Here is a 26,040-nt window from a genome sequence, read left to right as displayed (position 1 = left end):
ATCTTTATAGACGCGAAATAAAAAAACAGAGATTAAGCAGATAGGGGAGAATGTTTTGGAACGGAAAGAGTATTATGCAGTTATTTTTACATCAAAAAGAACAGATGGAGAAAATGGCTATGGGAAAATGGCTGAGAGAATGGAAGAACTTGCTGGACAACAGCCTGGCTTTATTGGAATAGAAAGTGCAAGGGATGCAAACTTAGGGATAACCGTGTCCTACTGGGAATCTCTTGAAGCGATTAAACACTGGAAGGAGAATTCTGCGCATCAAACAGCCCAAAAGCTAGGTAAATCAAGCTGGTATGAAGATTACTTTGTCCGTATTTGCAAAGTGGAAAGAGATTATGGAATGAACGAATAAGAAAAAATAAACAATAGTCATAATAGGGGAAGGCAGGTTGACATATAACCAAAAGGTGTTATAAGATAAAAGTGTAACCAAAAGGTGTTATTTAAATTAAACTTAAAGGAGCATGCCTTTATGACAATTAGTCAAAATCAGGACAAGGTGCAGGATATTGTCCAAACTATTACTATTGATGCGGACATACAGAAAGTCTGGAACTTTGTTTCCACTTCAGATGGAATTGCTGCATGGTTTATGCCAAATAATTTTGAGGCAAAGCTTGGCCATGAATTTCATCTGCAATCTCCATTCGGACCGTCACCTTGTAAGGTGACAGAATTAAATCCTCCTCATAAGCTTGCATTTGATTGGGATACGGAAGGATGGTTTGTCACATTCTCCCTGCAAGAGGTAAATGGAAAAACAGAATTTACTATTGTGCATGGTGGATGGAAGGCTAATGACGAATTAATTGGCAAGGCAAATGAAAAGTCAGCTATAATCCGCGATAGAATGAACCAAGGCTGGGGCGGCATTGTTCAAAAGCTGAAAAAGGAAGCAGAAGCGTAAATGACAGCTTCTGCTGTAAAACAAGATGTTTTTCAAGCAATTGCCGACCCAACGAGAAGACATGTGCTGAAGCTATTGTCTGAAAAGGATATGCCAATCTCTGAAATCTCAAGCCAGTTTCCAGTAAGCAGGACAGCAATTGTCAAGCATTTGCAAGTGCTGGCAGATGCAAGACTTGTCACAGCAAAAAAGGCAGGCAGAGAAAAAATTTACTCTCTTCAGCCGGAACCCCTTGCGGAGGTTCAAGAATGGATTTCTTATTACGAACAGTTCTGGCACAATAAACTGTCTGTGCTTAAGCATTTAATAGAGGAAGAATAACAAAAAAGGCGCTTAAAAGGCGCCTTTTTCCTTTTGGTGAAATTCTTCACTGCAAGCAGAATGTACTAGGAAAATTACCAAAAAATATGTATGATAGAAAAGGAAAAGTAAGCGATATCAAAAATTCATCTTTACGTTTATAAACACGCTACATAAGAAAGTGGGGACTTGGATGGCAATTAACAGCTTTAGACATAATATTCCTCCTGAAACAGCTCTTAGCAAAAATACAAAAATCAGAAATGGTACCCATATTTTATATGTATCTGCAGAGTTTGAAAAATACATAGATAATGCGCTGTCTTTTTTAACTGCCGGAATTGAATTAAATCAAGGGATTCTTTTTATAGACAGCAACAAAGTCCGCTCCATCGTTGTTGCTAAACTCCAAATCCAAGGTATTACTAAATCACAATTGGAATCTATACTTTTTGTAGATAATGAGGACTTCTATGAACCGAGTAGGCCGCTTAATCCTGACAGAATGTTTCGGAAATTCTCAGAAACGATAGGTCCCCTTTTAAAAACTGGAAAACCAATTAGGCATTGGGGAAAGGTGATTTGGCTTGACGGACAGGTTAACTTGCTCGAAAAGCTAACGAAATATGAAGGTTGTGCCCAACAGTTTATCAAAAAAGTCAACAGCTTTGGCATCTGTGCATTTGATGGGATGAAGCTGCCAGCAACCGTACAAATGGAGATCATGAAATTTAATCAATACATTATGTCTGATAATGAGTTTGTAGTATCAAGCTTTTATGACAAAGAGAATCTGCATCCTTCCATTCGGAAGGAAATGATTTATGAGACTGCTATATCTTCCTTGAGAATTGCACAATCACATTATGCAAGAATTATAGAAGAAATGCCTGACGCCGTTTTTATCACTTCACGTGGCAATATAGCATATACAAACAAATCGGCTTTAAAGTTAATGAAAGCAAACACGGAGAATCTTCAACATAAAGTAGTATGGGATATCATTGACCCAGCCTATCATGAAGAGATTAAGCAAAAGGCTGCAAATGTTCTTAATAAGGATCGATTTTCTACATGTGAAGTTAAATTAATAGCAATGACTGGCAAAAAAGTCGATGTAGAAGTATTGTCGTTTCCCTTCGTTTTTGAGGATAAGGAAACGATTATTCATATTGCGAGAAACATAAAGGAACGTAAAGAAAATCATGAGCTGATGATAAGGAATGAGAAGCTGGAAATTGCAGGTCAGCTTGCTGCAAGCATTGCCCATGAAATCAGAAATCCGCTTACAGCTATTAAAGGGTTTATGAAGCTGGCAGAACAAGGGTCCTTAAACATTAAAGATGTGTATCCAATCTTAGATGCTGAAATTAATCGGATTGAGACAATTTCCAGTGAATTATTATTGCTAGGAAAGCCAGTGTCGACAGAAATTAAAGTGATGGATTTGTCCAAGCTTTTATATGATATCTGTACCTTTATGCAATCACAGGCAAATATGGAGAATGTGATGCTTCATTTTGAAATAATGGACAAGCCGTTATTTTGCAGATGTAATGGAGATCAAGTGAAGCAAGTATTTATGAATATCATAAAAAATGCGATTGAGGCAGTGCCTCACGGCGGTAAAATTATGGTCTATGCCAAGGAAGCGGATGGACATGCTTTGTTTGAGATAATCGATAATGGTGTGGGCATTCCTGAAGATATTCAAGACAGGCTAGGGGAGCCATTTTATACAACAAAGGAAAAGGGAACTGGTCTCGGTTTAATGGTTTGCTATAACATTATTGAACAGCATAACGGACATATTCGATTTCATTCCGCAAAAGGAGTAGGAACAACCTTTACGGTGAGCATTCCATTGGATTCATAAAAGCTTCAGGCAGCAGCTTTTTACAACCTTTTGTGATTTTTTGTATAATTATATTCTCTCTGTCTATCCTTATGAATAAGGAGGGAACAGTTTTGCTATTTTTCGAAGTAATTGCAGGTATACTGATTGTCCTTGCTTTCATTCATTTTTTCTGGACAAAAAAGCAGGAGAATTATAAGGACAGTCTGATACTACAGCATCTCCATACAAGTCAGGAAATAAGAAAAACGTTAGCAATGGGTTTGTTTCTGCGTTTTTTTCCAGCTGATAAGCAAATTACAAGCAGTCCGGTCTGGGTGAAAGAGGAAGTAACCTTAGAGTTATTTGCTGCAAACCTGCTGGAAAGAACAAGAGGTGGCACAGCTTGGGTGCTGAATGATACAGATGAAACGGGTGTAAACTTGGAGCACCAAACAAAAGATGGGCTGTACTTAGGACAAATTAATAGCAATCAGCATGAAGTCGGGGTTGAACAAATTGCCTTGATTCATTCAAACATCATAAAAAAACGTGCAGCAGGCGGTTATGTGATAACAGCTGGCACCTTTACGCCTAAGGCAATCACTTATGCTAAGGGGCTGAATATAGAACTAATGGACGGCATGGCACTTGCTGATCTATGGCTAGTAAGCTTAAGGAATGCGGAAAAGGAAATGAGTAGTATTAGGCCGCAGCTGACATAAAAAAAGGAAAATTCTCTGCGTACTAAAGAGAATTTTCTTTTTTTTAGTTAATGAAATCTGTTTTTTATTCGGTAAGTGAAAATGACAGAGATTACTGCAATGCTGAAAAGAATTGCTTCTACAGCCAGCAGGCTTTTGATGACTCCCGCTTGGTATAAGCCTGGCAGGAAGTTAGCAGCAGCATGAAACAGAATCGCATACATTAAATACTTCCATTGTTTTTCCCTTATTGAAAGTAAAACGAGGATAGACAAGGCAATATGAAGGGCGATGGCACATATTCTTTCCATTCCGCCTGCAGCAAACAGCCATATGCTTGCGTTGGCAAGCTGTTCCTTGATGAGATTCAGCTGTCCCTCAGGGAGAGAAGCACCAAGCGTTTGCTCAAGACTTCCAGATTGGATAAGAAAATAAATGACTAACGTATTTACAGCAGAAAAAGCTCCGATTAAAACCGATTCTGTTCCGCCATGCCCGAGCCCATAGGAAAGTCCGTCTCTGTAAGACCGGTTGTTTTTTAACATTACTTGAAACGCAAAATATCTGCCGACTTCCTCAAATATTCCCGCCGCAAATGCCCCATATACTGCAAAAATATAAGGATTGTCTGTCCATTTCAATGCAATTCCTGATGGGGCAAGGACAGCTATATGCAAAAGCTTTTCTAGTATTTGTGAAAACAAAATAAAGATGAGTACTCCGGCTCCGAAAGCTTTCCAGGTAAACATGTTTTTAACACGCAGCACAATTAAGAGGATGATGGGAATAATGACAGTTAGCACAATTTGTAGCAAGACTCCTGTAAGAATCGTAGACATAACTTTTCCTCTCCTTTCCATTTATCTGTTATATATAATGTATAACAGAAAGAAAAGGGTGTCAATTACTAATGGGTATTTCTTAAAGAGATTGGAATGGAAGTATTCTAAAAAATCATTGTATAATATAATCAGTTCTGCTTTAGGAGGAAAGACTATGCAAGTTCACGGATTTACGATAGATAATGAGACGAGATGCAAGCACTATCACAGTGCTATTGATGTTATCGCCATTAAATTCTATTGCTGTAATACATACTATCCTTGTTATAAATGTCATGAAGAGGCAGCAGATCACAAAATTCAAGTTTGGCCGAAATATAAATTTGCGGAGAAGGCTATTCTTTGTGGTGTGTGCAATACAGAGCATTCCATTGCTTCGTACAAGGAAATGAGCTCTTGTACTGTTTGTGGTGCGAAGTATAATGACAGATGTTCCTTACATCATCATCTATACTTTGCAGCGGAATAATAATATTAATTCAATTCAGCCACTTGCCGATAGCCCGAAACAGAAACCGCACGAGAAGATAAAGGGGTTCAGCTAATTCCATTGCTAATTCTGCCGCGTCAGTACGATCCTTTTTTTCCTTTTTCTTTTTTAGTTTCATTTCTTTAACCTGCCTCCTGTGATTTCGTTATATTTGTATTACTTGTATATTAACTATTTATACAAGTAATACGCGCTGATTTTTAAAAAGTTTCAAAATATGGAAAAGAAGAGACAAAACAAATATAACCTATGTAAATCAGTGTCCTTCACTTCAATCCCCTAAGTTAATAAATAATGTATTAAAACCGAAAATACAAAAAACCAAACTATTAATCAATAAAGGTATAAATAGTTTGGTTTTGAATTAGATTTACATACGTATGTTCCAGCATGTTTTTCCAGTCATGATCTTATTGCGCCGAAAGGCAATACGGCATGCACTCCCTTTACGCCATTGACAACTTGCGTAATCCGCAGATCAACAGCGGCACTTGCTAAGGCAGCAGCTTCTGTTCTGTTGATTTGGTATGTATTTTGCATGAAAGAAATCATTTCATTTAAGGCATCTGCTGCTGCGATATTTAAGTCTTCATTAAATCCTAGTGTTATCCAGCCTGAGGGTGTTTTTGCAATGGGTGCTTTCAGCTTCATATCATTCCTAACAATAAGCGTAATGTCAACAAGTTCCATCGGACACTCAATTGCAGTACCAGAAATTTCTCCGTCCCCTTGCAGCGCATGTCCGTCGCCTATAGAGAAAAGGGCATGCTCAACAGCAACAGGCAAAAACAGGCTGCTGCCTTTCACCAATTCCTTACAATCGATATTTCCGCCACAATAACGGGGAGGAGGTGTTGCGTGCACGCCTTCTTCCATTGGCGCCACTCCCATTACTCCCATAAATGGTTTAAGAGCAACTGTAAATGTTTTTCCATTTATATTTGTGCTGCCTGTCATTTGCTGTGAGTCAAGCTTCCAGTCAAGCTGAATCCTTTCTTCGTCTGCAATCCCAAGTGTGAGATTCTGCCAATTTTTAATACCGCCGCTCCAATTTCTGCCGTACCAGCCTGGGACAATCTCATTTATTTTAATTTCCAACACCATACCTGGCTGCGCATTTTTAACAGCAATTGGTCCAATCATTGGATGGCCGGGCTTTTTTTCCTGCTGACTGGAAATGAATGTTTTGTATTCAGCAGTTTCTGATTCAGAAAAGCCCCACTCAATATCTAAAGTTTGTAATTGAATACTGTCTCCTGATTCAACTGTCAGTACAGGGCGGTAGTCCTTGCTGAACGAACCATGAAAATTTTCTTGCTTTAAAGTTAATATATGTTTCAAGCAAACACTCCTTTCTTTTGCCTTTTATTTCTATATCCGAATAAAAAAACCCTTTTTCAGGAACTGAAAAAGGGTTTTTTAATAATAATTTTTTTCATCAGGAGTATGAATTTTTGTAAGAGTATGCACTTTTGTCGAAATTAATTTAGAAGATAGACGCTGCTTTAATGTAGGAAATATATGGCTGACATAATCATCTATCGTTCGGCAATAAGCTATTTCAGACAAATATATTTCAAAAGAACAGGACACACGAACGTGAATATCTCCATCTAAATCAAAGGGTTCAGAAACGGAAAGCACCTCGTATTTATCAGAAAACTTATTTTTTACTCCGTTAATCTTTTTCGACACATGCAGTTTATAGTTAGAAGTTTGTGTCGGCTTATAGTTAAAGTCTACTATACCAATTGCATTAATCATTGTTTCCTCCAAAAAAATAGACTAATAATGATTATACCATTTTAACAGAAGATGATAAGAGGAAACAGTAAAACGTTATGATTGGAAAAAGCAGGCATATAAGTAAGGGAGAGTCATATATATAAATAGTACGGCTTAAAGGGTGTTATGGTCTTTATCCTTTTCTTTTATTTCTTTGGCTCTGTAACACCGCTATTATTCTCTTAAAAATTTTTGCTGTTGCTTAAGAGACGATTATGCAGTTTAGACCAGCCATTCCATTTCATTACAGAGTTTATTTTTATGAAGGTTGGCCATTCATTCCTGAATCTAAAGGGAATGGAAAAATAATTTTTCATAAAGGAGACTATATGAATACAAAAGCAAAAATCAAAGGTGTAAAGTATAAGCCAGAGTATAATCATCCGAGATATAAAGTGAAATTAGAGACACCAGGGGGAAAAGAGCTAATCATAGAGTTCGATTATACAGACACATCAGGGAAGAAGGGCTATAAACCGATCGGTGTGAGACATGATGGAGAAGATATGGGTGTAAAGCTTTCATGGTATTCAAGGCATGTAGAAGGAATGACTGTATCTGAATTTTTGCGGATTTTAGCATTTAAGATAAATAAAAAATATAAAGTGATTTCTTAAATACTTAAATTGGTATCGAAAGCGGCTGGGCAACAGCCGCTTTCTTTTATTTATTGCAATGTTTTGGAAGAAAGCCATTCCATAATCGTCATGTTTTTACCGTTAATAGCCGTTACAGGGTCGTTGTTAAAAACATAAATCCAAGACCAGTGACCATCATATTGATAAGCACTTCCATCTGCATTGCGGTATAATCCGGATGTGTCATGGACGTCGTTATATAAGCTTAAATGGACATCTTGTGCATTTGCGGCAATAAGCCTTTCGTATGTTGGCAATGTGTTTAATTCTGGAAGCAACGTTGTATCATTTTTGGCTGTTACAAACCAGGTTGGTGTTTCTTTTAGAGCTGTAATATCTTCATCTGTTACATATTTATCATTTAAACCTTCGCACACAGGAAAGGCTGCTGCGAAATAGCCAGGGTGATCACGAGTCATAAGCAGTGTCATATAGCCACCATTTGAAGCTCCGCCGATATAAATACGATTTTTGTCAATGTCACGATTCTTGTTAACATATTCTTCAATGAGAGACATCAATGCTTCTGAATATTTGGAAGTGCCATCTGCTCTGCCTGTCTGCCCATCCATCCAATAAGTTGGAGCTTGAGGTGCCAATACGTATGCACCACCAAAAATGGATTGCATGTCGTCAGAAGCAAAATTCACTGCTTTGTTTCCAGAAATAGGGATGGTGGCATCCGTCCCGCCTTCACCGCCGCCATGCAGCCAGATAATTAACGGGTTTTTCTGTTTATCCTTTGCAGGGGCGAAATCAGCATATGTCAATGTAGTGCCATCAGCTGAATGTTTTCCTAAAGAAAATTCACCTACCAGGCCATTTTCTGTCCCCTTGTATGAAGTGACAAGAAGGCCGGAAATCGACTTACCTTTAGTTTTAATATCCTTTGCTTGTTGAATTTCATAACTAAAATCGACCCATTCGTTTAAGCCTGTTGCAAAGTCATAGTTCATCGCCGCACCTATTGTCACAGTTGGGCCGTGCTCGAGTTCAATAACTACATATTTGCCGTTTTTGGCAGCGTTTCCATTTTTGTCGGAAACAAAGGCATTTGTAACATTATTATAACCTTCCTCTAACAGGGGATTGGCAAGCCTGCTGTCACTCCTTGTGACATGTACTTTAAAAGTGTCTTTATCTACGCTGTTTTGGGGAATAGTTTTTCCAATATCTACAATTAGCTTTGTTACTGCTGGACCCCAATCCTTCACTTCGATAACTGTGCGATAAGAAGTATTATTCTTCCCTTTTTGTGCAGCACTTGCACCAGTGCTGTAAGAGAAAACTAAGATGAAGCCTAAAGTAAACAATAATGCAGATTTTATGTACTTGTTCATGTTTTAGCAGCTCCTCTCTTATGTTTATGAAACGCTTACAAAAATAATGCTATCATGTTGGCAGACTTGTGATAAGGGATAAAAAGCCTATTTTAGCAAGTTAACCCATTAATATAGTAAAAAGTCATCGTACGGAAGCATTATTTTGTTTTTTGCTTGTCTTGACCATTGCTGAAATATTCAAGTAAACTAATAGAGAAACCATGAAAAAGTGAGTGATACCAATGGGTGTAACGATAAAGGATATTGCTAAATTAGCAAACGTGTCACATACGACTGTTTCTAGAGCGCTAAATGGAAGCCCTCTAATAAAACCAGATACAAGAAAAAAAATCTTGGAGCTGGCAGAACAGCTTCAGTATGTGCCTAATTATAGTGCCAAAAGTCTTGTCCTGAAGAAATCCTATACGATCGGCTTGTTCTTTACGAGCATATCAAATGGGACTTCGGCAAGCTTTCTTGCCAATGTAATAAAAGGAGTAAATGGGGAGATAGATGAGAATTATAATTTGTTTGTCAGAGGAATAGATGACTTTAAAGATTTAGCGGCAATCAACAGCCAAAGGTTTGACGGTATTGTCTTGATGAGCCAAAGCGATGACGATGATGCATTCATCCAGCATGTGCAAAACCAAAATATACCGATAGTTGTTCTAAATCGGGAAATTGATGATCCTTTCATTACGAATATTCTATCCAATGATGAATCTGGTGCAATGGAGGCAACTAGTTACTTAGTACAGCAGGGGCATGAACGGATTGGGATTATTGAAGGGAAAGAAAGCTTTAAAACAGCAGTAAAAAGAAAAAATGGCTATATGCAAGCATTGCTGCAAAGCGGCTTGGCCATAAACAAACGGTATATGGTTAAAGGCAGCTATGATATGGAAAGCGGCTATCAAGCAATGGAAAAACTTTTAGGATTAAACAATCCACCAAGCGCTGTTTTTTGTTCCAATGATGATATGGCTATCGGAGCGATTAATGCAGTATTTGCAAAGGGGTTGCATGTGCCTGACGATATTTCGATTGTAGGCTTTGACAACAGCCCATTCTCCCAATATGTAACACCAAAGCTGACAACTGTTCAGAGACCGATTGAGCAGATCAGCAGAAAAGGAGCGAAAAAACTGCTTGAACTTATTAATGATCCAAATGAGACTGGTGAAAGTGTTTTCGTTAAAACAGAACTGATTGTCCGAGATTCTGTACTCAATATATAATATAAATCAAAATGTTCACGTGAGCATAATCGGATGATTATGCTCATATTTTATTAGTAAAAGGTTGATAGAAATGGAAATCGAATGTATATTAATTTTGTATACGTTTTATTTGGCTTCACTCAAAATGTTAACGTGTGCATAAAAAGGAGGCGTTTTAGTTGAATAACAGCATAAAAGATTGTTGGACGAAAAAGTCTGGGAGATACCCTGAGAAAATCATTCAATTTGGCGAAGGTAATTTTCTGCGGGGCTTTGTAGATTGGCAAGTAGATAAGATGAATAAAAAAGCAGATTTTAAAAGCAGTGTAGCAGTTGTGCAGCCTCGTGCAAACGGAACAGTCTACAAGCTGAACGACCAAGACGGACTTTATACTTTATTTCTTCAAGGCATTAAAGATGGCGAGGCCGTCAGAGAGCATACAGTAATTGAAGCAGTTTCAAGAGGGATTGATCCGTATCAGCAATACGATGAATTTTTAAAACTCGCAGAAAATCCAGAGCTGCGCTTTATCATTTCCAATACGACAGAAGCAGGCATAGCTTATAATCCTGAAGACAAGTATACAGATACACCTCCAAGCAGCTTTCCAGGGAAGCTGACAGCATTATTGTATCATCGTTACATGCATTTTAAAGGAAGCAAGGATAAGGGAGTTGTCATTATTCCATGTGAATTAATTGACAGGAATGGAGAAGAATTAAAAAAAATCGTCCTTCAATATGCGGAATTATGGAAATTGGAAAGTGATTTTGTTGAATGGTTAACAGAACCTACAATTTTTTGCTCGAGTTTAGTAGACAGGATTGTTCCAGGCTATCCGAAGGATTCCATTAAGGAAATTACCGAAGAATTAGGGTATGAGGATAGCCTTATCGTAGTAGGAGAGCAATATCACTTATGGGTTATTGAGGGACCTGATTGGCTGAAGAAAGAATTACCTTTAGAGGAGGCAGGACTTAATGGATTCATCGTAAATGATATGACACCATACCGAACGAGAAAGGTGCGGATTTTAAATGGAGCACATACAGCGCTAACACCGGTTTCTTATTTATGCGGACAAGAAACGGTGGGCGAAGCGATGCTTGATGAGCAGATCGGCGGGTTTGTCAGGAGCCTGATCTTCGAAGAAATTATCCCGACAATTGACCTTCCTGAAGAGGAGCTAATCATGTATGCGAACGACATTATCGACCGCTTCTTAAACCCATATATTACCCACTATGTTATGGATATTTCCTTAAATTCTATTTCAAAGTTTAGAACAAGAGATTTGCCGACATTATTGGAGTATGCAGAACGAAAGGGCGAGCTTCCACAGAAGTTAGTTTTTTCGTTCTGCGCTCTCCTCTCCTTTTACAAAGGCAAACGGGGTCAAGATATAATTATCCTTCGTGACGATAAGGAAATTATCTCATTTTTTGATAAACAATGGAGTACAGTGGACGAAACCCGCACCTCTCTTTACAGCTTTGTCACCTCCGTTTTAGGAGAGAAAGCGTTGTGGGGGCAGGACTTAAGTGCAATCGAAAGCCTAGCTGACACTGTTACAGACTATCTTATGATGATGGAAACTTCCGGAATAAGAAATGCCCTTCAAGCATGCATGGAAAATAAAAAATCACTGTAAATAGCTGTCTGGAAAGTAGTCTAAATACTTAAATAAATGGAGGAGTAGACATGCGGGATTTTATTAAAATCAACGAAAGGGACAATTGTATAGTTGCCCTAAAAAACTTAAAAGCAGGCACTAAGCTGGTTGTAGACGGCAAGGAACTGACATTAACAGAGGATATTGGATATGGGCACAAAATCACTATTGAAAAAGTTGCTGCTAACAGTGATATTATCAAATACGGCTTTCCAATTGGCCATGCAACAACAGATTTGCTGGCAGGCAGTTGGGTGCACACACATAACACCAAAACAAATCTGTCTGGCATCGAGGAATATAGCTATTCTCGGCAAATCAGAGATAACCCGTATACAAAGGTAAATAAAACATTTAAAGGATACAGGAGAAAAAATGGCACTGTCGGTATTCGCAATGAACTATTTATTGTGCCCACAGTCGGCTGTGTTAACGGGATAGCTGACTTAATTGTAAAGGAATTCACCCGTGAAGTCGGCGATATTTCCCCTTTTGAAAACATTCAAGTAATCAAGCATAATTATGGCTGTTCTCAGCTTGGAGATGACCATGAGTATACTAAGACAATTCTCGGAAATGCAGCAACCCATCCGAATGCTGGCGGTGTATTAGTGCTAGGACTAGGCTGTGAGAATAATATTATTGAAGATTTTAAAGACTCCCTTGGAGAGTTCGATGAGAGCAGAGTGAAATTTTTGTCCTCCCAATCTGTGTCCAATGAAATAGATGCTGGCGTCTTGCTGTTAAAAGAGATTTATACAAATGCAAAAAGCGACGTGCGGGAGGATGTTCCTTTATCCGAATTAAAAGTTGGGCTGAAATGCGGCGGTTCAGATGGCTTTTCTGGTATTACCGCAAATCCTTTGCTTGGACGCTTTTCTGATTTTTTAATAGCGCAAGGCGGAACAACTGTGTTAACGGAAGTGCCAGAAATGTTTGGTGCAGAGAAGATTTTAATGGAGCGGGCTGATACAAAAGAGGTGTTTGAAAAAACAGTAGCTTTGATCAATGATTTTAAGCAGTATTTCATGCGTTACAACCAGCCAGTTTACGAAAATCCTTCTCCAGGGAACAAAGCAGGCGGAATTACAACACTTGAAGACAAATCACTTGGATGCACCCAAAAGGCAGGGTCAGCGAAAGTCGTAGATGTGCTGAAATATGGAGAGAAGCTCGCTAAACACGGTCTAAATCTGCTAAGTGCTCCAGGGAATGATCTTGTGGCAACATCTGCGTTAGGTGCATCTGGCTGCCAGCTTGTTTTATTTACAACAGGGAGAGGAACGCCATTTGGCAGCTTTGTACCAACGATTAAAGTGTCGACAAATACACCTCTTTATCAAGAAAAATCACACTGGATTGACTTTAATGCGGGCAGCCTGCTTGAGGATGTAGAGGAAGAGGCCGTCCTTGAGGAGTTTATTAACTATATTATTGATGTTGCCAGCGGGATGCAGGTAAATCACGAGAAAAATAACTTTAGAGAAATTGCTATTTTTAAAGATGGTGTAACGTTATAGGATGGAAGGTGTGGAAATTTTCACACCTTCCAAAATATTTTGTGACAATAAGATGACATCGATTGCTCAACGGTGAACAATCTACTATAATAAAAAATGTTAACGTTAACATTTTTTGAACAAGAATTATTAATACATGTAGGGAGAGAAGGCAATATGGCTAGAAAGATAGGTCTGACACATCAGCTTGCTTATGGAAGCGGTAACTTATTGGGAAGTGGAGCACTCGCTATCAGCGGAGCGTGGCTGATGTATTTTTTAACTACTTTTTGCGGTTTGTCTGCAGTTCAGGCAGCCTCCATCTTTTCAATCGCAAGTATAGTGGATGCGATCAGCAATCCAATCATGGGATTTATAACAGATAATTTCCATAAGACAAAGCTCGGCCGCAAATTTGGCAGACGGCGATTCTTTATTTTACTCGGAATCCCCCTTATGCTAGTGTATCCAATGATTTGGATGGAAGGGTTCGGATACTGGTATTATTTATCTGCATATATACTGTTTGAATTGATCTATACAGGAATCATGGTTCCTTATGAAACGATTGCTACAGAGATGACAGACAGCTTCTCTATGCGGACAAAGCTGACAGGCTATAAGGCTATCTTCGGTAAAATCGCGGGCTTTTTAGCAGCATTCATACCAGGACGTTTTATCGCAGAATATGGACAAGATGTGGCGAAGCCATTTTTTTACACAGGCATCGTGTATGGAGTCATTATGATGCTAGCCATGCTTGCGCTATATCTATTCTCGTGGGAGAGACCGCTTGAGAGTATTAAGAATGAGGAAAGCGCCGGCAATCTCTTTGAATCTTTGAAAAAGCTTGTGGTTGATATGCTGTCTACTTTCAAAATCAGAACCTTCAGGCATCATTTAGGAATGTATTTGTTTGGTTTTGGTGCAGAGTGGCTGTTCGCTTCTGCGTTTACTTATTTTATTATTTTTGGATTAGGACAAAGCTCTGAGGTTGTATCCAATCTAAACAGCATGAACTCTATTCTGCAATTGATTTCAACAGCAATCTTTATCGGGATATGTTTGAAGATGGGCTTTGCCAAGCCGTATAGAATGGCGTTAGCGATTGTTGTTCTTAGTGTAATAGGCTATACGGCGCTTTTTTTAACTGGATCTTCTAATCTTGTCATTTTGATCATTGTTATTACAGCTATTTTCGGATTTGGTACTGGCGGTGTTTACTATATTCCATGGACAGTATACACATTCTTAGCTGACGTTGATGAGCTCGTGACTGGAAGACGAAGGGAAGGAATATATGCGGGCACAATGACATTTGCAGGAAAGCTTGTTCGCGCTGTTATCGTCTTTTTGTTAGGATGGATTTTGGAGAAATTCGGCTTTGTTTCCGGCAATGCGGCACAGCCTGAATCTGCTGTCAATGCCATTGTATGGGTGTTTGCCGTTGGAGTCATCACGCTTGCCATAATCGCTATTTTAGTCACATACAAGATGAAACTGGACAGCAAAACACATGCGATGATTATAAAAGAAATAGAAAGAATCAACAATGGCGGTTCCAAACAGGAAGTAGACAAGGAAACGAAAGAAATAGTGGAATATTTAACAGGCTTTAAGTATGAACAGTGCTTTGGAAACAATTCGCTCGGCTATCAAAGCAGGAAAACGGTTTAGAAATAACGACAGGCAGAAAAGTTTATTGTTGAAAAAATTCTTGAAAACTCTTACACTATAAATATAAATGTTAACGTGAACATAAAATGAACAAGAGGTGAGTAAAGGTGGAGAAAACGTTTGAAAAGAAGAAAACTTATAACGGCTGGGGAGCAAAAGCTGCGAAAAGCGTGATGAAAAGAAAGCCGGAAATTAACCCGAAGATGAAGTGGGAATACGAAGACGGCGTCGTTCTGGAAGGAATGTACCTGCTATGGAAGCAGACGGGTGACAGAGAATATTTAGACTATATTCAACGAAATCTTGATTTGTTTGTCGACGGGGTCGGCAATATTCCAAAATACAGCTTAAAGGAATTCAATATTGATCATGTTAATAACGGAAAAATTCTTCTAGATTTGTATAAAGAAACAAGGGATGAAAGATACAAAAAGGCCGCTGACCTGTTAAGAGAACAGCTGCGCCGCCATCCCCGTACGAAGGAAGGATCTTTCTGGCATAAACAAATATATCCTTACCAAGTGTGGCTTGACGGTTTATATATGGGATCTGTATTTTACGGTAAACATGTCCATTTCTTCGGGAAAGAAGAAGATTGGGAGGATGTCATCAATCAATTTCTGCTGTGTGAAAAGAACACGAAGGATGAAAAATCAGGATTACTGCATCATGCCTATGATGAAATGAGAGCACAGCCATGGGCAGATAAACAAACAGGACTGTCAAAGCATTACTGGGGCCGTTCAATCGGCTGGTTTGCGATGGCGCTTGTGGATGTTCTGGACTTTTTGCCAAGCAGCCATCCGCAAAAGCAGAGATTAATAGAAATGCTTGAGGAAGTTCTTGCAGCTGTTATGAAGGTGCAAGATAAAGAAACTTCGCTTTGGTATCAGATTATGGATCAAGGCACTAGAAAAGGTAATTATTTAGAATCCTCTTGCAGCTGCATGTTTCTCTATTCTATCGCCAAAGGTGTGCGCCAAGGCTATCTCGGTGACGAATGGTTTGCAGTTGCAGAAAAAGTTTATGAAGGCATTCTCGACGAATTTATTACAGAAACAAAAGAAGGCTATATTAATGTTAATAAAATCTGTTATGTCGGCGGGCTTGGCGGTGCTGATAAGAGGGATGGGTCTTTCGCTTATTATATCAGTGAACCGATTGTTACAAATGACCATAAAGGAGTCGGACCATTTATTTTAGCAAGTGCTGAGATGGAATGGCTTAATCAAAAACGGAAATAGGGGGATATTATGAAGCGATTTATGGATGAGGAGACTTTTTTGCTTAATAACAAGTGTGCTAAAGTGCTGTACCATGACTATGCGAAGGATCTGCCTATCATTGATTATCATTGCCATTTAGACCCGAAAGCAATCGCAGAGAACAAACGCTTCAAGAATATAACGGAAATATGGCTTGGCGGCGACCATTATAAATGGCGGGCGATGCGCACATTTGGGATTAATGAAGAGTTAATCACAGGAAGCCGTTCAGACAGTGAAAAATTTAAGGCGTGGGCAGAAACACTTCCCTATACAATCGGCAATCCTCTGCTCCATTGGTCTGCGATGGAAATGAAAAAATACTTTCAGATAGAAGAGCAGCTGTCAGGAGAGAATTGGCAAGAAATTTATGATGCTTGCAACAGACAAATAAGCAGTGAGGCATTCTCCGCACAAAGTCTTATTACAGGATCTAATGTGGAGTGGATTTGTACGACAGATGATCCTGCTGATACTTTGGAGCATCATCAGGCATTATCAAACAGTGCTTTTAGTACAAACGTTACCCCGACATTCAGACCTGACAGACTATTGAGAATTGGCAGAGAGGACTTTCATGAATATGTGCAAACTTTGGAAAAGTCCGCCCGCTTATCCATAAATAGCTTTCACCAGTTTGTCGATGCAATCATGGCTCGGATTATGCATTTTAATGAAAATGGCTGCTTTATTTCAGATCACGCCTTTACAACCATTCCGTTTGCCAAAGCAACGGAAAGTGAAATGGAGGCCATATTTGCGAAAAGACTGAATGGCGGACAGCTGTCAGATTTTGAAGTGGAGCAATATGAAACAGAGCTTATGCTTATATTAGGAAGAAAATATGCGGAGCTTGGATGGACAATGCAGCTGCATATTGGTGCGGCAAGGGACCCTAATACGAAAATGGTAAGAAGACTTGGCTCGGATTCCGGCTTTGATTTTATCGGTGATTGGAATTATGGAGAGAAGCTTTCTAGGCTGTTAAATGAACTAGAGTCAGAGGATGCTTTGCCGAAAACCATTTTGTACAATTTGAATGCTGTACATAATGATGTACTGGCAACATTGGCCGGCTCTTTTCAGGAGGGCGGCATAAAAGGGAAGATTCAGTTTGGAACTGCTTGGTGGTTTAATGATCAAAAAGATGGGATGGAAAAGCAGCTTTCCTCTTTATCTAATTTTGGTCTGTTAAGTACCTTTATCGGCATGCTGACAGATTCCCGCTCTTTTATGTCCTATCCACGCCATGATTATTTCAGGCGTATATTATGCAATCTTATCGGCAATTGGGTAGAACTAGGAGAAGCGCCTAATGATAGGAAGCTACTCGGTAAAATTGTTCAGGATATTTCTTATAATAATGCCGTTAATTTTTTCAGCCTAAGGGATAGAGTAGAAAGAAGACCATAAATAAAGGCTCTTGCTGTTTAGGGCAGCAAGAGCCTTTATTTTAATATAACTTCCTTTTATAAGGAGGCTTTTATATCCTTAATGATATTTGCTTGGCATTTTTGCACAGCTTCAATAACTTGCTGTTCAAATTGCTCGGTAACCCTGTATTTAGGTGTGCTCACACTGATTGCTCCATAGTTTTTTCCGTCAATTGTGACAGATGCACCGACACAAAATACTTCCTCTTCATGTTCGCAGTTATCAAAGGCATAGCCAATATCCCTTATTTTAGCAATTTCGTTGTGAAAGCCTTCCTTCGTAGTAATCGTGTTTTCTGTCATTTTGACAAGCTCGTTGTCTTCGAGATATGAGTCCACCACCTCATCGCCTTTATCGGCAAGCACTGCTTTGCCCATTGCAGAACAATACATTGGAATGCTTTTACCTACTTTGGAATAGAGGCAGATTGGATTTTTACTTTCAATTTTAGCAATATATACGATATTGGCTTTATCCTGTATGCCTAGATGGACTGTTTCAGTCGTCTCCTCCTGCAAGACTTCTAAATGGTGCTGGGCAATTTCTTTTATGTCCAGCTGCTCAATCGCCTTGTTTGCATACTTTATAATAGTTGGGCCAAGAGAGAATTTCTTCGTTTCGCTGTCTTTATATACATAGCCAATATAATTAAGTGTTTCGAGTATTTTTAAGGCAGTCGAGTTAGTCAGTTCTGTTTCTTTTGCAATTGTGTATAAAGCTTGTGCTTCTTGGCAGCCGGCTAAGTAGGACAAAATTTTGTCTGCTTTCAGCAAAACCGTTCCATAAAGTTGTTTTTCCATTGTCTTCCTTCCTTTTTCAAAGCTGGAAGGGAAAAAGACAAGACTGTTTTTTCCCTTATCCAAGCATTAGTTGATACTATTGTACACGTTTCGGATGAATTTCGCACTTTCCTCGATATGAGGATCAGCTGTCGACTCCATTAAATAATACATATATGGCTTGTTTTTCTTCAGTACCGAAAACAGCTTTTCGTAATCCAGCATCCCTTTTCCAACAGGAACGGTGGTTATTTTTCCGTCTTCTATCATAAAATCCTTAAGGTGGACAATGGCAATTTGGTCTCCGAATAGCTCTATTGATTCCTGGAACAATTTTTCTTGGGTTTTGTAGTTATCCAAAGTGATGAAGTTGACTGGATCATAAATAACCTGCAAATTATTGGAATAAATAATATCAAGCAATCTTCTCATGCAGTTTGGGGTATGAATGGGATGGTTGATACCACCTTCTATGCCGACAATTACGCCGAATTTTTCGGCTTCAGCAACAAGTTCCTTAACGCTGACAGCAACCTTTTGGAACGCTTCTTCTGTGAAGTTTTCCTCTGTGTATTCTATCACTTCGTTAACATTACCTGTTTCCGTGCCGACGATGCTGCAGCCAAAGTCTCTTGCATAACGGAGATGCTCTTTAAATCTTGTTAATTCCTGGTGTCTAATTTCATGGAGTGGATGAATCATATTAATATAGCATCCGAGAACAGCAATTTGGATGCCAAATTGTGAGAAAGCACGGCTAATATGAGATCCAAGACCAGATGAGAGGCTGCCTCTTTGTATATGTAAATCTGGAAATGATTTTGCTAATGCTAATTGCACAGCAGAAAATCCTTTTGCTGAAGCTTCCTTTGCAAGCCCTTCCAATGAATGGCTGCTCAAATCATGAGCCCTAATACCTAAATTCATCATTTTCCTTTTCCTCCCTCAATTGGATAAATAGATTTCAACAGGCAAAGTTTTCTTTTTTCTTGAATTCGTTTTCAAATACAGCTATAATGAACTTGTGTTTCCAAATAATAAATCGGATTTCCTTATAAGAAATTATACAAGATTATTGACGGAGGTGCAAGATGAATAAAGCGAATACTTTAAGTGTTTTGACAGATTGTGGGGTTGTCGCTGTTATCCGAGCTGATACCCCTGAAGAAGCGGTGCAGACATCCATTGCATGTGTGGACGGCGGAATTACTGGAATAGAAGTGACATTTACTGTCAAGGATGCGGAAAAAGCGATTAGAGAGCTTGTGGAAAGCTACCGAAATAACCAGGACGTAGTGATTGGTGCAGGAACAGTTTTGGATGGCCATACGGCAAGATTAGCGATAATGGCTGGCGCGCAATTTATAGTCAGTCCTTGCTTTGACAAGGAAACTGCTAAACTATGCAACTTGTATCAAATCCCTTATATGCCAGGCTGCATGACAGTAACAGAAATGAAGCAGGCCCTTGAATATGGTGCTGACATCATCAAGCTGTTTCCAGGCAGCGCTTTTGGACCGGATTATGTAAAGGCAGTAAAAGCTCCCCTTCCGCATGTGAATATTATGCCGACAGGCGGTGTAAGCTTGGAAAATATTCATGAGTGGATTGAAAACGGCTGTGCTGCTGTTGGTGTAGGCGGCAACTTGGTAGCACCAGCTAAAGAGGGCAATTTCGAGCAAGTTACCGCCTATGCAAGGCAGTATGTCGAAAAGGTTAAAGAAGCAAGAGGAAAAGCACAATGACGAAGGTTGTCACGTTAGGAGAAATCATGCTGCGGCTTTCCACAAGTCCAGGTGAACTTTTAACTTCTGCAGATACACTTCAGATGCATTATGGAGGCGGGGAAGCGAATGTCGCTATTGCTCTCTCAGGCTACGGGCATGATACATATTTCGTCAGCAAAGTTCCAGACAATGCATTAGGACGAGGAGTTCAGCGGCATCTTTTGGCAAATGGTGTGTCAACAGCATATTTGCTGCAAGGCGGTGAACGGTTAGGCACATATTATTTGGAAGCAGGCATTGGCGAACGAAGTCCGCGGGTAACTTATGACAGGAAGCATTCTAGTTTTGCCAATCTTTCTGCTAGTGAGTTAAACTTCGAGGAAATCCTTGACGGTGCATCATTATTCCATGTTTCTGGCATAACATTGGCGCTGTCACAAGATTTAAGAGAATTAACTTTGGAAGCTTTAAAAACGGCCAAAAGGAAAGGAATTAAAACCAGCTTCGATTTTAATTACAGAGCAACACTATGGAGTCAAGAAGAGGCCGCAACAGCCATTCTGCAAATCTTGCCTTATGTGGATATTTGTTCATGCGGAGAATTAGACGCAGTTTTTCTTCTCGGCATCAAGGAAGCTGATCATACTCTGTCAAAAGAGGAAAGACTTGTGTATTATTACCGGAAAATCAATGAAATTTTTCCGAATTTGGAGGTAATGGTGTCCACTTTCCGAAACAATATTTCAGCCTCTAGTAATGAACTGCAAGGAAATCTTTATGCAAATGGGACGCTATATCAGTCGAAAGTCCATGATATTCAGCCGATAGTGGACAGGGTTGGTGGCGGGGATGCATTTGCAGCAGGGATTTTAAACGGACTGCTAGAAAAAATGGATTATGAAAAGACAGTAACATTCGCAGCTGCGGCATCTGCCTTAAAACACACAGTTCATGGCGACTGCAGCCAATTTACGAAAGAGGAAGTTCAGAGATTCATAGAATCAGGCTCAGGAAGAATTTCCCGCTAATATCATTTTTTTGTATTGATTCATAAAAACATTTTAAGGAGCGATTGAAAATGACAGAATTAGATACTCGTTATGCTATCCACCCTGAGGACATGAAAAAATATACGACGGAAGATTTGAGAAACCATTTTCTCGTTGAGACTATCTTCACACCAGGTCAAGTTTGCCTAACGTATACTCATAATGACCGCATGATTTTTGGCGGGGTAACTCCAGCGCAATCAGAATTGACTATAACCCTCGATAAAGAACTAGGAGTCGAATATTTCTTAGAGCGCCGTGAGCTTGGTATCATTAATATTGGCGGTAATGGTTCTGTCACGTTAGATGGAGAAGTATATGACATGCAAAAAAGAGATGGTCTGTATGTCGGAAAAGGAACTAGAGAAGTAATTTTCCGTTCAGATGATCCGGAAAATCCAGCAAAATTTTATATCAATTCAACACCTGCTCATCATCAATATCCAACTGTTAAAATTGATATTAATAAAATTGAGCCTCTGCAAGCGGGAGAGCCTGGAACACTTAACGAACGTCGAATCTATCAATATGTGCATCCTAATGTTTGCGAAAGCTGCCAGCTGCAAATGGGCTTGACGATGTTGTCACCTGGAAGTGTCTGGAACACGATGCCATGCCATACACATGAAAGAAGAATGGAAGTATACCTGTATTTCGATATGGAGCCGCAAACTCGTGTGTTCCATTTTATGGGGCAGCCTTCAGAAACTAGACATTTGGTTATGAGTAATGAGCAAGCAGCTATTTCGCCAAGCTGGTCCATCCATACTGGAACAGCAACAAACAATTATACATTTATTTGGGGAATGTGCGGGGAAAACATCACGTATACGGATATGGACCATGTAAAAATGGAAGATTTGCGCTGATAAAACCAAAACGATGCGAAAAATAGGAGGAAATGATAATGACGACGCAATTTGATCAATTTTCTTTAGATTATTTTAAGCTGGACGGAAAAGTGGCTATTGTAACAGGCGGAAATACAGGTTTAGGACAGGGCTATGCAGTTGCTCTTGCAAAAGCAGGAGCTGATGTATTCATTGTTACCCATAACGATGACTGGGACGAAACAAAGGAACTGCTTGAGAAGGAAGGCAGAAAGGCAGTTTTTCATAAAGCTGACTTGACTGACAGAGCACAAGCAAAGGCATCCATTGAAGCATGTCAAGAAGCGTTTGGTAAAATTGATATCTTAGTCAATAATGCAGGAACAATAAGACGTGCCCCGCTGCTTGAGTATTCTGAAGAAGATTGGGATGCAGTTATGGACATTAACTTGAACGCTGTCTACTTCTTGAGTCAGGCTGCAGCAAAAATCATGAAGGAGCAAGGCGGCGGAAAAATTATCAATGTTGCGTCCATGCTGTCATTCCAAGGAGGAAAGTTCGTTCCGCCTTACACAGCAAGCAAGCATGGAGTCGCTGGTATTACAAAAGCATTTGCTAATGAACTGGCTGAATATAATATCCAGATTAATGCTATCGCTCCAGGCTATATCAAAACAGCCAATACAGCACCAATTCGGGCTGATGAAAAGCGAAATGCGGAAATCTTATCGCGCATACCTGCTAATCGCTGGGCAGATCCAGCAGATTTGATGGGCGTTATCGTTTTCTTGGCAAGCAAAGCTTCCGACTATATGAACGGCCATATTTTAGCAGTTGATGGCGGCTGGTTAGCAAGATAACAAAAAAAAAGACATTTTTCAATCTGTGCTTTGAAAAATGTCTTTTTTGTTTTGTATAGAATTCGTAAAAAAAGGTATTCGATACAGTGATAAAGAATACATGTTAAGTGGGTTTTACCTGCAGAACACGTAATAAAATGACTTGGACAAAATAATTGGCATAAGAAAGAGGTATATATTTAACAAATGGCTATAAAAAGTCTTAATCATCTATTGTTTTCTGTCTCTGATTTAGAGAAGTCAATTGCTTTTTACCAAGATGTGTTTGATGCAAAACTGCTCGTCAAAGGCAGAACGACAGCCTATTTTGACTTGAATGGTATGTGGATTGCTTTAAATGTAGAAAAAGATATTCCCCGAACAGAAATCGAAGCATCTTATACCCATATCGCTTTTTCTATCGAAGAAGATGAATTGGACACGATGTATAAAAAGCTAACAGAGTTAAATGTAACAATTCTGTCTGGTCGACCGCGGGATGAAAAAGATAAAAACTCCATCTATTTTATTGATCCAGATGGTCATAAGTTTGAATTTCATACAGGTACATTACAGGAGAGATTAAATTATTATAAAGAGCATAAACAGCATATGAAATTTTATGATTAAGGAAGAGAAGCATATGCAAAGTTGCCGGATTTAAAAAGGAAACAGTCAGGTGCCGAAAAAAGCCGCAACAGTTTTTTACTTAGAAGAGCTGAAACAAATGGGAGAATGATAGTCATGGAGTTCAATAAATTACATTCCAATACCTATTGGTTTTGGGATATATCGAGACTAACACACTGATATAAGAGGGGTAGGATATAATATGACAAAAAAATGGGCTTTTGTATCTGATTTCGATGGAACTATATCAAAAAAGGATTTTTATTGGATTGTTATTGATCAGTATTTTCCTGAGGGTAAGGAACTTTATAAGGAATGGAAAAACGGGGCTATCAAGGATATTGATTTCTTAAGCACTGTTTTTTCCGCTATTCACCAGGATGAGGACCAAATCATTCGCGATGTTCACGGTATCCCGATTGATGAGCATGTGCCAGCATTTGTGAAAGCCGTCCAGCAAAGCGGAGGGGACTTTTATATATTGAGTGCGGGAACAGATTATTACATAAAGCATATTGTGGAGAAGTATAGATTAGAGCAGGTGATTATTCTTTCTAATGAAGGTGTGTTTAAGGATAGAAATATACACTTGAATATTAATAAAGAGGATTGGAAGTATTCCGAACGGTACGGAATTGACAAGTCCATTGTTATTCAAAAGCTTAAAAGACAATATGACAAAGTTTACTTTGCTGGAGACAGTGAGCCAGATTCCCATCCGGCTGCATTTGCTGATATTACTTTCGCAAGGGATGTGCTGAAGGACCTGCTTACAGAAAGAGGAATAAACTTTATCCCGTTTGATTCTTTTAAGGAAATTGAAGCAGAACTTGTAAAAACTGGTGATATCAAAGTGAAATAATAATTAAAAGTTAAGGTAATGTAAAGATATTGTTAATATCATGTATTTATGATGTAAATACAATATGATGGTGTTACTAAAGTGTAGAAAGGGGTGAGCTTTTGTTTAAAAAGTTTATTCGTAAAATCCAAGAATTTTCGGGAAGCCACAGTGATCGTCACAGACACAGAAGATACAGCAGCAGTCGCCGCAGATACAATCGCAGCAGCAGCAGTTCTGGCAGAAGAAAATACGACAGATACGGCGGCAGCCACCGTTACAAGCGTAAAAGCTATAGCAGCAGCTAACTAAAAACTCTTGCTCTATTAAAGGAGCAAGAGTTTCTTTATTGTCCGGTCAAGATCCTCCCGTATACTTGGTACATCCGGAAAGCCCTCATCTATGCCAAGCAGCTTTTTTAAAAGCTCTACAGTGGCATCATTTAGGACAAGCTCATCAAGCCAGCTTCCCTTTCTTTTCCGCTTACCCGTATAGGTAGAGTACAGTAAAAAAAGAAGGCATTCTCCAATATCGTAAAAGTCATCCTGTTTTCGCTCAAGCGCTGCTTTTGAATCGCTGACTTTTTTTGCAAGCCCAAAGTCTATTAAATACAGATTATCTCCTTTTAATAGAATATTAGGTGGACGGATATCATCATGAAATATATGTTCCTTATGCAAATAATCAACAGCTGTTAACAGCTTGTCAATAAGCTTCAATGCTTCTAATTCGGAAAAGGCCTGCTTTTGATAAAAAAGCAAATCTTCTATATTTAAGCCTTCTACATACTCCATTATATAAAAAGCTTCCTTGTCTGAGTGAATGGTATCAACCAAACGGGGAATTTGCTTATGGTAAAGACTAGCTAGTAAATCTATCTCAGAGAGGAAGCGCTGCCGCTCCTTTAACTTCAAAGCTTTACTTGGACGCAATTGTTTTGCTACATATTGTTGGCCAGTTTTTATATTTGTGCATTTGTAAATGATTCCATATCCACCCATACCAACACATTTATCAATTTTATAAGTATCGCCAAGAAAAGCACCTTTCTCTAACGGGCGGTCATATATCCATTTCAATAGAAACTTCCAATTCATTCCTACACATCCTAAGAGCTAATATTTAAGATTATTGTAGCAAATTACTCACAGTGATGATATTAGAAAGTAATTAGCAGGTTATTGGATTTTTTTAGGAATAGCAAGCTTTAAACTCTAATAAGATACATTAAAGGAGATAAGAAGGTGATACATTGGACAGTTATTTGATTTCACATTTTCTATTTTACGGGCTCATCTTTGCAGCATTTTTTTTCTCCTGGAGAATTGGCAAGAATATGCTTAAAAAGAAGGGGATTATAGCTGCAATCACCGCATCAATCTTGGCAAGCACCATTATTTTAACCATTTGCGGGGCAATTTGGCATCAAATTGTACCAGATTTAATCGGCAAGGGGATTATCCTGTTTATTTATAGTTTGGCCATTGCAGCAGGAAATGTACTCGTTATTAGTCTTTTACTCTATAAAAAGAGCAGTCAAAAGGGTTGAGTTCTTTTTACCAGGCTGCCAACAAAATGAAAAAGCATTGTCACGATATGGCAATGCTTTTTCATGCAAAAAATTACCGAAAAAGAAATAGGCAACCTAAAATTTATATGCTATACTTTTTCTTTTATGCATAATACATAAAAAAATTTTCAAAAAAGAATGTTTTTTTCCTGTTCATATAGAATATATAG

29 protein-coding genes are annotated in these 26,040 nt (G+C 38.9%); 21 read left to right on the top strand and 8 right to left on the bottom strand.

Going from position 1 to position 26,040, the window contains the following annotated elements:
- Nucleotides 1–55 precede the first annotated feature (55 nt).
- From L8T27_RS11215 to L8T27_RS11195, 5 genes are all read left to right on the top strand, one after another.
- Nucleotides 56–364 carry an antibiotic biosynthesis monooxygenase family protein gene (locus L8T27_RS11215; RefSeq protein ID WP_233313600.1) on the top strand — a complete coding sequence of 103 codons (309 nt, stop codon included), beginning with the start codon at nucleotides 56–58 and terminating at the stop codon, nucleotides 362–364.
- Nucleotides 365–484: 120 nt separating this feature from the next.
- Entirely contained in the window at nucleotides 485–919 is a 435-nt protein-coding gene (locus L8T27_RS11210) for an SRPBCC family protein (RefSeq protein WP_237941562.1), read from the top strand.
- A complete protein-coding gene (locus L8T27_RS11205) occupies nucleotides 920–1,240 on the top strand; it encodes an ArsR/SmtB family transcription factor (protein WP_233313602.1) in 321 nt (106 codons plus the stop codon).
- Nucleotides 1,241–1,412: 172 nt separating this feature from the next.
- Nucleotides 1,413–3,095: an ATP-binding protein gene (locus L8T27_RS11200; RefSeq protein WP_233313603.1), complete on the top strand. Its 1,683-nt coding sequence runs from the start codon at nucleotides 1,413–1,415 to the stop codon at nucleotides 3,093–3,095.
- A 92-nt stretch (nucleotides 3,096–3,187) separates the two neighbouring features.
- Nucleotides 3,188–3,778 carry a restriction endonuclease gene (locus L8T27_RS11195; RefSeq protein ID WP_237941561.1) on the top strand — a complete coding sequence of 197 codons (591 nt, stop codon included), beginning with the start codon at nucleotides 3,188–3,190 and terminating at the stop codon, nucleotides 3,776–3,778.
- 47 nt (nucleotides 3,779–3,825) lie between these two features.
- On the opposite strand, the gene L8T27_RS11190 is transcribed toward L8T27_RS11195, so the two are convergent.
- Nucleotides 3,826–4,596, bottom strand: a complete 771-nt coding sequence (locus L8T27_RS11190) for a YhfC family intramembrane metalloprotease (RefSeq protein WP_237941560.1) — start codon at nucleotides 4,594–4,596, stop codon at nucleotides 3,826–3,828.
- Between the two features lie 157 nt (nucleotides 4,597–4,753).
- Between L8T27_RS11190 and L8T27_RS11185 the strand changes: the two genes are divergently transcribed.
- Nucleotides 4,754–5,068 carry a CHY zinc finger protein gene (locus L8T27_RS11185; protein WP_233313606.1) on the top strand — a complete coding sequence of 105 codons (315 nt, stop codon included), beginning with the start codon at nucleotides 4,754–4,756 and terminating at the stop codon, nucleotides 5,066–5,068.
- A 10-nt stretch (nucleotides 5,069–5,078) separates the two neighbouring features.
- Here L8T27_RS11185 and L8T27_RS28680 read toward each other — a convergent pair whose 3' ends face one another.
- The 3 genes from L8T27_RS28680 to L8T27_RS11175 form a co-directional block, all read right to left on the bottom strand.
- Nucleotides 5,079–5,207, bottom strand: a complete 129-nt coding sequence (locus L8T27_RS28680; protein WP_282581392.1) for a hypothetical protein — start codon at nucleotides 5,205–5,207, stop codon at nucleotides 5,079–5,081.
- A 284-nt stretch (nucleotides 5,208–5,491) separates the two neighbouring features.
- The gene (locus L8T27_RS11180; protein ID WP_233313607.1) at nucleotides 5,492–6,430 is read right to left on the bottom strand and encodes an acetamidase/formamidase family protein; all 939 of its coding nucleotides are present in this window, start codon (nucleotides 6,428–6,430) and stop codon (nucleotides 5,492–5,494) included.
- Nucleotides 6,431–6,508: 78 nt separating this feature from the next.
- Nucleotides 6,509–6,853, bottom strand: coding sequence for a hypothetical protein (locus L8T27_RS11175; RefSeq protein ID WP_233313608.1), 345 nt, complete (start codon nucleotides 6,851–6,853; stop codon nucleotides 6,509–6,511).
- 350 nt (nucleotides 6,854–7,203) lie between these two features.
- On the opposite strand from L8T27_RS11175, the gene L8T27_RS11170 reads away from it, so the two are divergent.
- Nucleotides 7,204–7,491, top strand: coding sequence for a hypothetical protein (locus L8T27_RS11170; protein WP_237941559.1), 288 nt, complete (start codon nucleotides 7,204–7,206; stop codon nucleotides 7,489–7,491).
- A 50-nt stretch (nucleotides 7,492–7,541) separates the two neighbouring features.
- On the opposite strand, the gene L8T27_RS11165 is transcribed toward L8T27_RS11170, so the two are convergent.
- A complete protein-coding gene (locus L8T27_RS11165) occupies nucleotides 7,542–8,852 on the bottom strand; it encodes a prolyl oligopeptidase family serine peptidase (protein WP_237941558.1) in 1,311 nt (436 codons plus the stop codon).
- Nucleotides 8,853–9,076: 224 nt separating this feature from the next.
- On the opposite strand from L8T27_RS11165, the gene L8T27_RS11160 reads away from it, so the two are divergent.
- From L8T27_RS11160 to uxaC, 6 genes are all read left to right on the top strand, one after another.
- On the top strand, nucleotides 9,077–10,075 hold the full coding sequence (locus L8T27_RS11160) for a LacI family DNA-binding transcriptional regulator (RefSeq protein ID WP_233313611.1): 999 nt from the start codon (nucleotides 9,077–9,079) through the stop codon (nucleotides 10,073–10,075).
- A 161-nt stretch (nucleotides 10,076–10,236) separates the two neighbouring features.
- The gene (locus L8T27_RS11155) at nucleotides 10,237–11,709 is read left to right on the top strand and encodes a tagaturonate reductase (RefSeq protein WP_233313612.1); all 1,473 of its coding nucleotides are present in this window, start codon (nucleotides 10,237–10,239) and stop codon (nucleotides 11,707–11,709) included.
- A 50-nt stretch (nucleotides 11,710–11,759) separates the two neighbouring features.
- A complete protein-coding gene (locus L8T27_RS11150) occupies nucleotides 11,760–13,250 on the top strand; it encodes a UxaA family hydrolase (protein WP_237941557.1) in 1,491 nt (496 codons plus the stop codon).
- 156 nt (nucleotides 13,251–13,406) lie between these two features.
- Nucleotides 13,407–14,906, top strand: a complete 1,500-nt coding sequence (locus L8T27_RS11145) for an MFS transporter (RefSeq protein WP_237941556.1) — start codon at nucleotides 13,407–13,409, stop codon at nucleotides 14,904–14,906.
- Nucleotides 14,907–15,013: 107 nt separating this feature from the next.
- Nucleotides 15,014–16,150 (top strand): glycoside hydrolase family 88/105 protein, encoded by a 1,137-nt coding sequence (locus tag L8T27_RS11140; RefSeq protein ID WP_282581391.1) that lies wholly within the window; start codon nucleotides 15,014–15,016, stop codon nucleotides 16,148–16,150.
- Nucleotides 16,151–16,159: 9 nt separating this feature from the next.
- Entirely contained in the window at nucleotides 16,160–17,584 is a 1,425-nt protein-coding gene (uxaC, locus tag L8T27_RS11135; protein ID WP_233313615.1) for a glucuronate isomerase, read from the top strand.
- Nucleotides 17,585–17,640: 56 nt separating this feature from the next.
- On the opposite strand, the gene L8T27_RS11130 is transcribed toward uxaC, so the two are convergent.
- Both L8T27_RS11130 and L8T27_RS11125 read right to left on the bottom strand, forming a co-directional pair.
- Entirely contained in the window at nucleotides 17,641–18,405 is a 765-nt protein-coding gene (locus L8T27_RS11130) for an IclR family transcriptional regulator (protein WP_233313616.1), read from the bottom strand.
- A gap of 66 nt (nucleotides 18,406–18,471) precedes the next feature.
- Nucleotides 18,472–19,314: a sugar phosphate isomerase/epimerase family protein gene (locus L8T27_RS11125; RefSeq protein WP_349238801.1), complete on the bottom strand. Its 843-nt coding sequence runs from the start codon at nucleotides 19,312–19,314 to the stop codon at nucleotides 18,472–18,474.
- 161 nt (nucleotides 19,315–19,475) lie between these two features.
- Between L8T27_RS11125 and L8T27_RS11120 the strand changes: the two genes are divergently transcribed.
- The 7 genes from L8T27_RS11120 (at nucleotide 19,476) to L8T27_RS11090 (ending at nucleotide 24,612) form a co-directional block, all read left to right on the top strand.
- Nucleotides 19,476–20,129 carry a bifunctional 4-hydroxy-2-oxoglutarate aldolase/2-dehydro-3-deoxy-phosphogluconate aldolase gene (locus L8T27_RS11120; protein ID WP_233313617.1) on the top strand — a complete coding sequence of 218 codons (654 nt, stop codon included), beginning with the start codon at nucleotides 19,476–19,478 and terminating at the stop codon, nucleotides 20,127–20,129.
- On the top strand, nucleotides 20,126–21,139 hold the full coding sequence (locus tag L8T27_RS11115) for a sugar kinase (protein WP_237941555.1): 1,014 nt from the start codon (nucleotides 20,126–20,128) through the stop codon (nucleotides 21,137–21,139). The genes L8T27_RS11120 and L8T27_RS11115 overlap by 4 nt, the downstream gene beginning before the upstream one ends.
- Before the next feature lie 50 nt (nucleotides 21,140–21,189).
- Nucleotides 21,190–22,029: a 5-dehydro-4-deoxy-D-glucuronate isomerase gene (kduI, locus tag L8T27_RS11110; RefSeq protein ID WP_233313619.1), complete on the top strand. Its 840-nt coding sequence runs from the start codon at nucleotides 21,190–21,192 to the stop codon at nucleotides 22,027–22,029.
- Nucleotides 22,030–22,067: 38 nt separating this feature from the next.
- The gene (gene kduD / locus L8T27_RS11105) at nucleotides 22,068–22,850 is read left to right on the top strand and encodes a 2-dehydro-3-deoxy-D-gluconate 5-dehydrogenase KduD (protein WP_233313620.1); all 783 of its coding nucleotides are present in this window, start codon (nucleotides 22,068–22,070) and stop codon (nucleotides 22,848–22,850) included.
- 186 nt (nucleotides 22,851–23,036) lie between these two features.
- The gene (fosM, locus tag L8T27_RS11100) at nucleotides 23,037–23,459 is read left to right on the top strand and encodes a FosM family fosfomycin resistance protein (protein WP_233313621.1); all 423 of its coding nucleotides are present in this window, start codon (nucleotides 23,037–23,039) and stop codon (nucleotides 23,457–23,459) included.
- 202 nt (nucleotides 23,460–23,661) lie between these two features.
- Nucleotides 23,662–24,321, top strand: a complete 660-nt coding sequence (locus L8T27_RS11095) for an MtnX-like HAD-IB family phosphatase (RefSeq protein ID WP_233313622.1) — start codon at nucleotides 23,662–23,664, stop codon at nucleotides 24,319–24,321.
- A 150-nt stretch (nucleotides 24,322–24,471) separates the two neighbouring features.
- On the top strand, nucleotides 24,472–24,612 hold the full coding sequence (locus L8T27_RS11090) for a hypothetical protein (RefSeq protein WP_233313623.1): 141 nt from the start codon (nucleotides 24,472–24,474) through the stop codon (nucleotides 24,610–24,612).
- A 14-nt stretch (nucleotides 24,613–24,626) separates the two neighbouring features.
- On the opposite strand, the gene L8T27_RS11085 is transcribed toward L8T27_RS11090, so the two are convergent.
- Nucleotides 24,627–25,397 (bottom strand): serine/threonine protein kinase, encoded by a 771-nt coding sequence (locus tag L8T27_RS11085; protein ID WP_237941554.1) that lies wholly within the window; start codon nucleotides 25,395–25,397, stop codon nucleotides 24,627–24,629.
- 155 nt (nucleotides 25,398–25,552) lie between these two features.
- Here L8T27_RS11085 and L8T27_RS11080 point away from each other — a divergent pair, with 155 nt between their 5' ends.
- Entirely contained in the window at nucleotides 25,553–25,849 is a 297-nt protein-coding gene (locus tag L8T27_RS11080) for a hypothetical protein (RefSeq protein ID WP_233313625.1), read from the top strand.
- Nucleotides 25,850–26,040 lie beyond the last annotated feature (191 nt).

The organism is Niallia sp. Man26 (assembly GCF_022049065.2).
GTDB lineage: Bacteria > Bacillota > Bacilli > Bacillales > Cytobacillaceae > Niallia.
Note: the sequence above shows the minus strand (reverse complement) of the source record. Positions and strands in the feature narration are given on the sequence as shown.

Bases quoted from the DNA above. Each gene is read 5' to 3' on its own strand.
- L8T27_RS11210 (WP_237941562.1), top strand. From the start codon at position 485: ATGACAATTAGTCAAAATCAGGACAAGGTGCAGGATATTGTCCAAACT.
- L8T27_RS11205 (WP_233313602.1), top strand. From the start codon at position 920: ATGACAGCTTCTGCTGTAAAACAAGATGTTTTTCAAGCAATTGCCGAC.
- L8T27_RS11200 (WP_233313603.1), top strand. From the start codon at position 1,413: ATGGCAATTAACAGCTTTAGACATAATATTCCTCCTGAAACAGCTCTT.
- L8T27_RS11190 (WP_237941560.1), bottom strand. From the start codon at position 4,596: ATGTCTACGATTCTTACAGGAGTCTTGCTACAAATTGTGCTAACTGTC.
- L8T27_RS11185 (WP_233313606.1), top strand. From the start codon at position 4,754: ATGCAAGTTCACGGATTTACGATAGATAATGAGACGAGATGCAAGCAC.
- L8T27_RS28680 (WP_282581392.1), bottom strand. From the start codon at position 5,207: ATGAAACTAAAAAAGAAAAAGGAAAAAAAGGATCGTACTGACGCGGCA.
- L8T27_RS11175 (WP_233313608.1), bottom strand. From the start codon at position 6,853: ATGATTAATGCAATTGGTATAGTAGACTTTAACTATAAGCCGACACAA.
- L8T27_RS11170 (WP_237941559.1), top strand. From the start codon at position 7,204: ATGAATACAAAAGCAAAAATCAAAGGTGTAAAGTATAAGCCAGAGTAT.
- L8T27_RS11165 (WP_237941558.1), bottom strand. From the start codon at position 8,852: ATGAACAAGTACATAAAATCTGCATTATTGTTTACTTTAGGCTTCATC.
- L8T27_RS11160 (WP_233313611.1), top strand. From the start codon at position 9,077: ATGGGTGTAACGATAAAGGATATTGCTAAATTAGCAAACGTGTCACAT.
- L8T27_RS11150 (WP_237941557.1), top strand. From the start codon at position 11,760: ATGCGGGATTTTATTAAAATCAACGAAAGGGACAATTGTATAGTTGCC.
- L8T27_RS11145 (WP_237941556.1), top strand. From the start codon at position 13,407: ATGGCTAGAAAGATAGGTCTGACACATCAGCTTGCTTATGGAAGCGGT.
- uxaC (WP_233313615.1), top strand. From the start codon at position 16,160: ATGAAGCGATTTATGGATGAGGAGACTTTTTTGCTTAATAACAAGTGT.
- L8T27_RS11130 (WP_233313616.1), bottom strand. From the start codon at position 18,405: ATGGAAAAACAACTTTATGGAACGGTTTTGCTGAAAGCAGACAAAATT.
- L8T27_RS11125 (WP_349238801.1), bottom strand. From the start codon at position 19,314: ATGATGAATTTAGGTATTAGGGCTCATGATTTGAGCAGCCATTCATTG.
- L8T27_RS11120 (WP_233313617.1), top strand. From the start codon at position 19,476: ATGAATAAAGCGAATACTTTAAGTGTTTTGACAGATTGTGGGGTTGTC.
- L8T27_RS11115 (WP_237941555.1), top strand. From the start codon at position 20,126: ATGACGAAGGTTGTCACGTTAGGAGAAATCATGCTGCGGCTTTCCACA.
- kduI (WP_233313619.1), top strand. From the start codon at position 21,190: ATGACAGAATTAGATACTCGTTATGCTATCCACCCTGAGGACATGAAA.
- kduD (WP_233313620.1), top strand. From the start codon at position 22,068: ATGACGACGCAATTTGATCAATTTTCTTTAGATTATTTTAAGCTGGAC.
- fosM (WP_233313621.1), top strand. From the start codon at position 23,037: ATGGCTATAAAAAGTCTTAATCATCTATTGTTTTCTGTCTCTGATTTA.
- L8T27_RS11095 (WP_233313622.1), top strand. From the start codon at position 23,662: ATGACAAAAAAATGGGCTTTTGTATCTGATTTCGATGGAACTATATCA.
- L8T27_RS11085 (WP_237941554.1), bottom strand. From the start codon at position 25,397: ATGAATTGGAAGTTTCTATTGAAATGGATATATGACCGCCCGTTAGAG.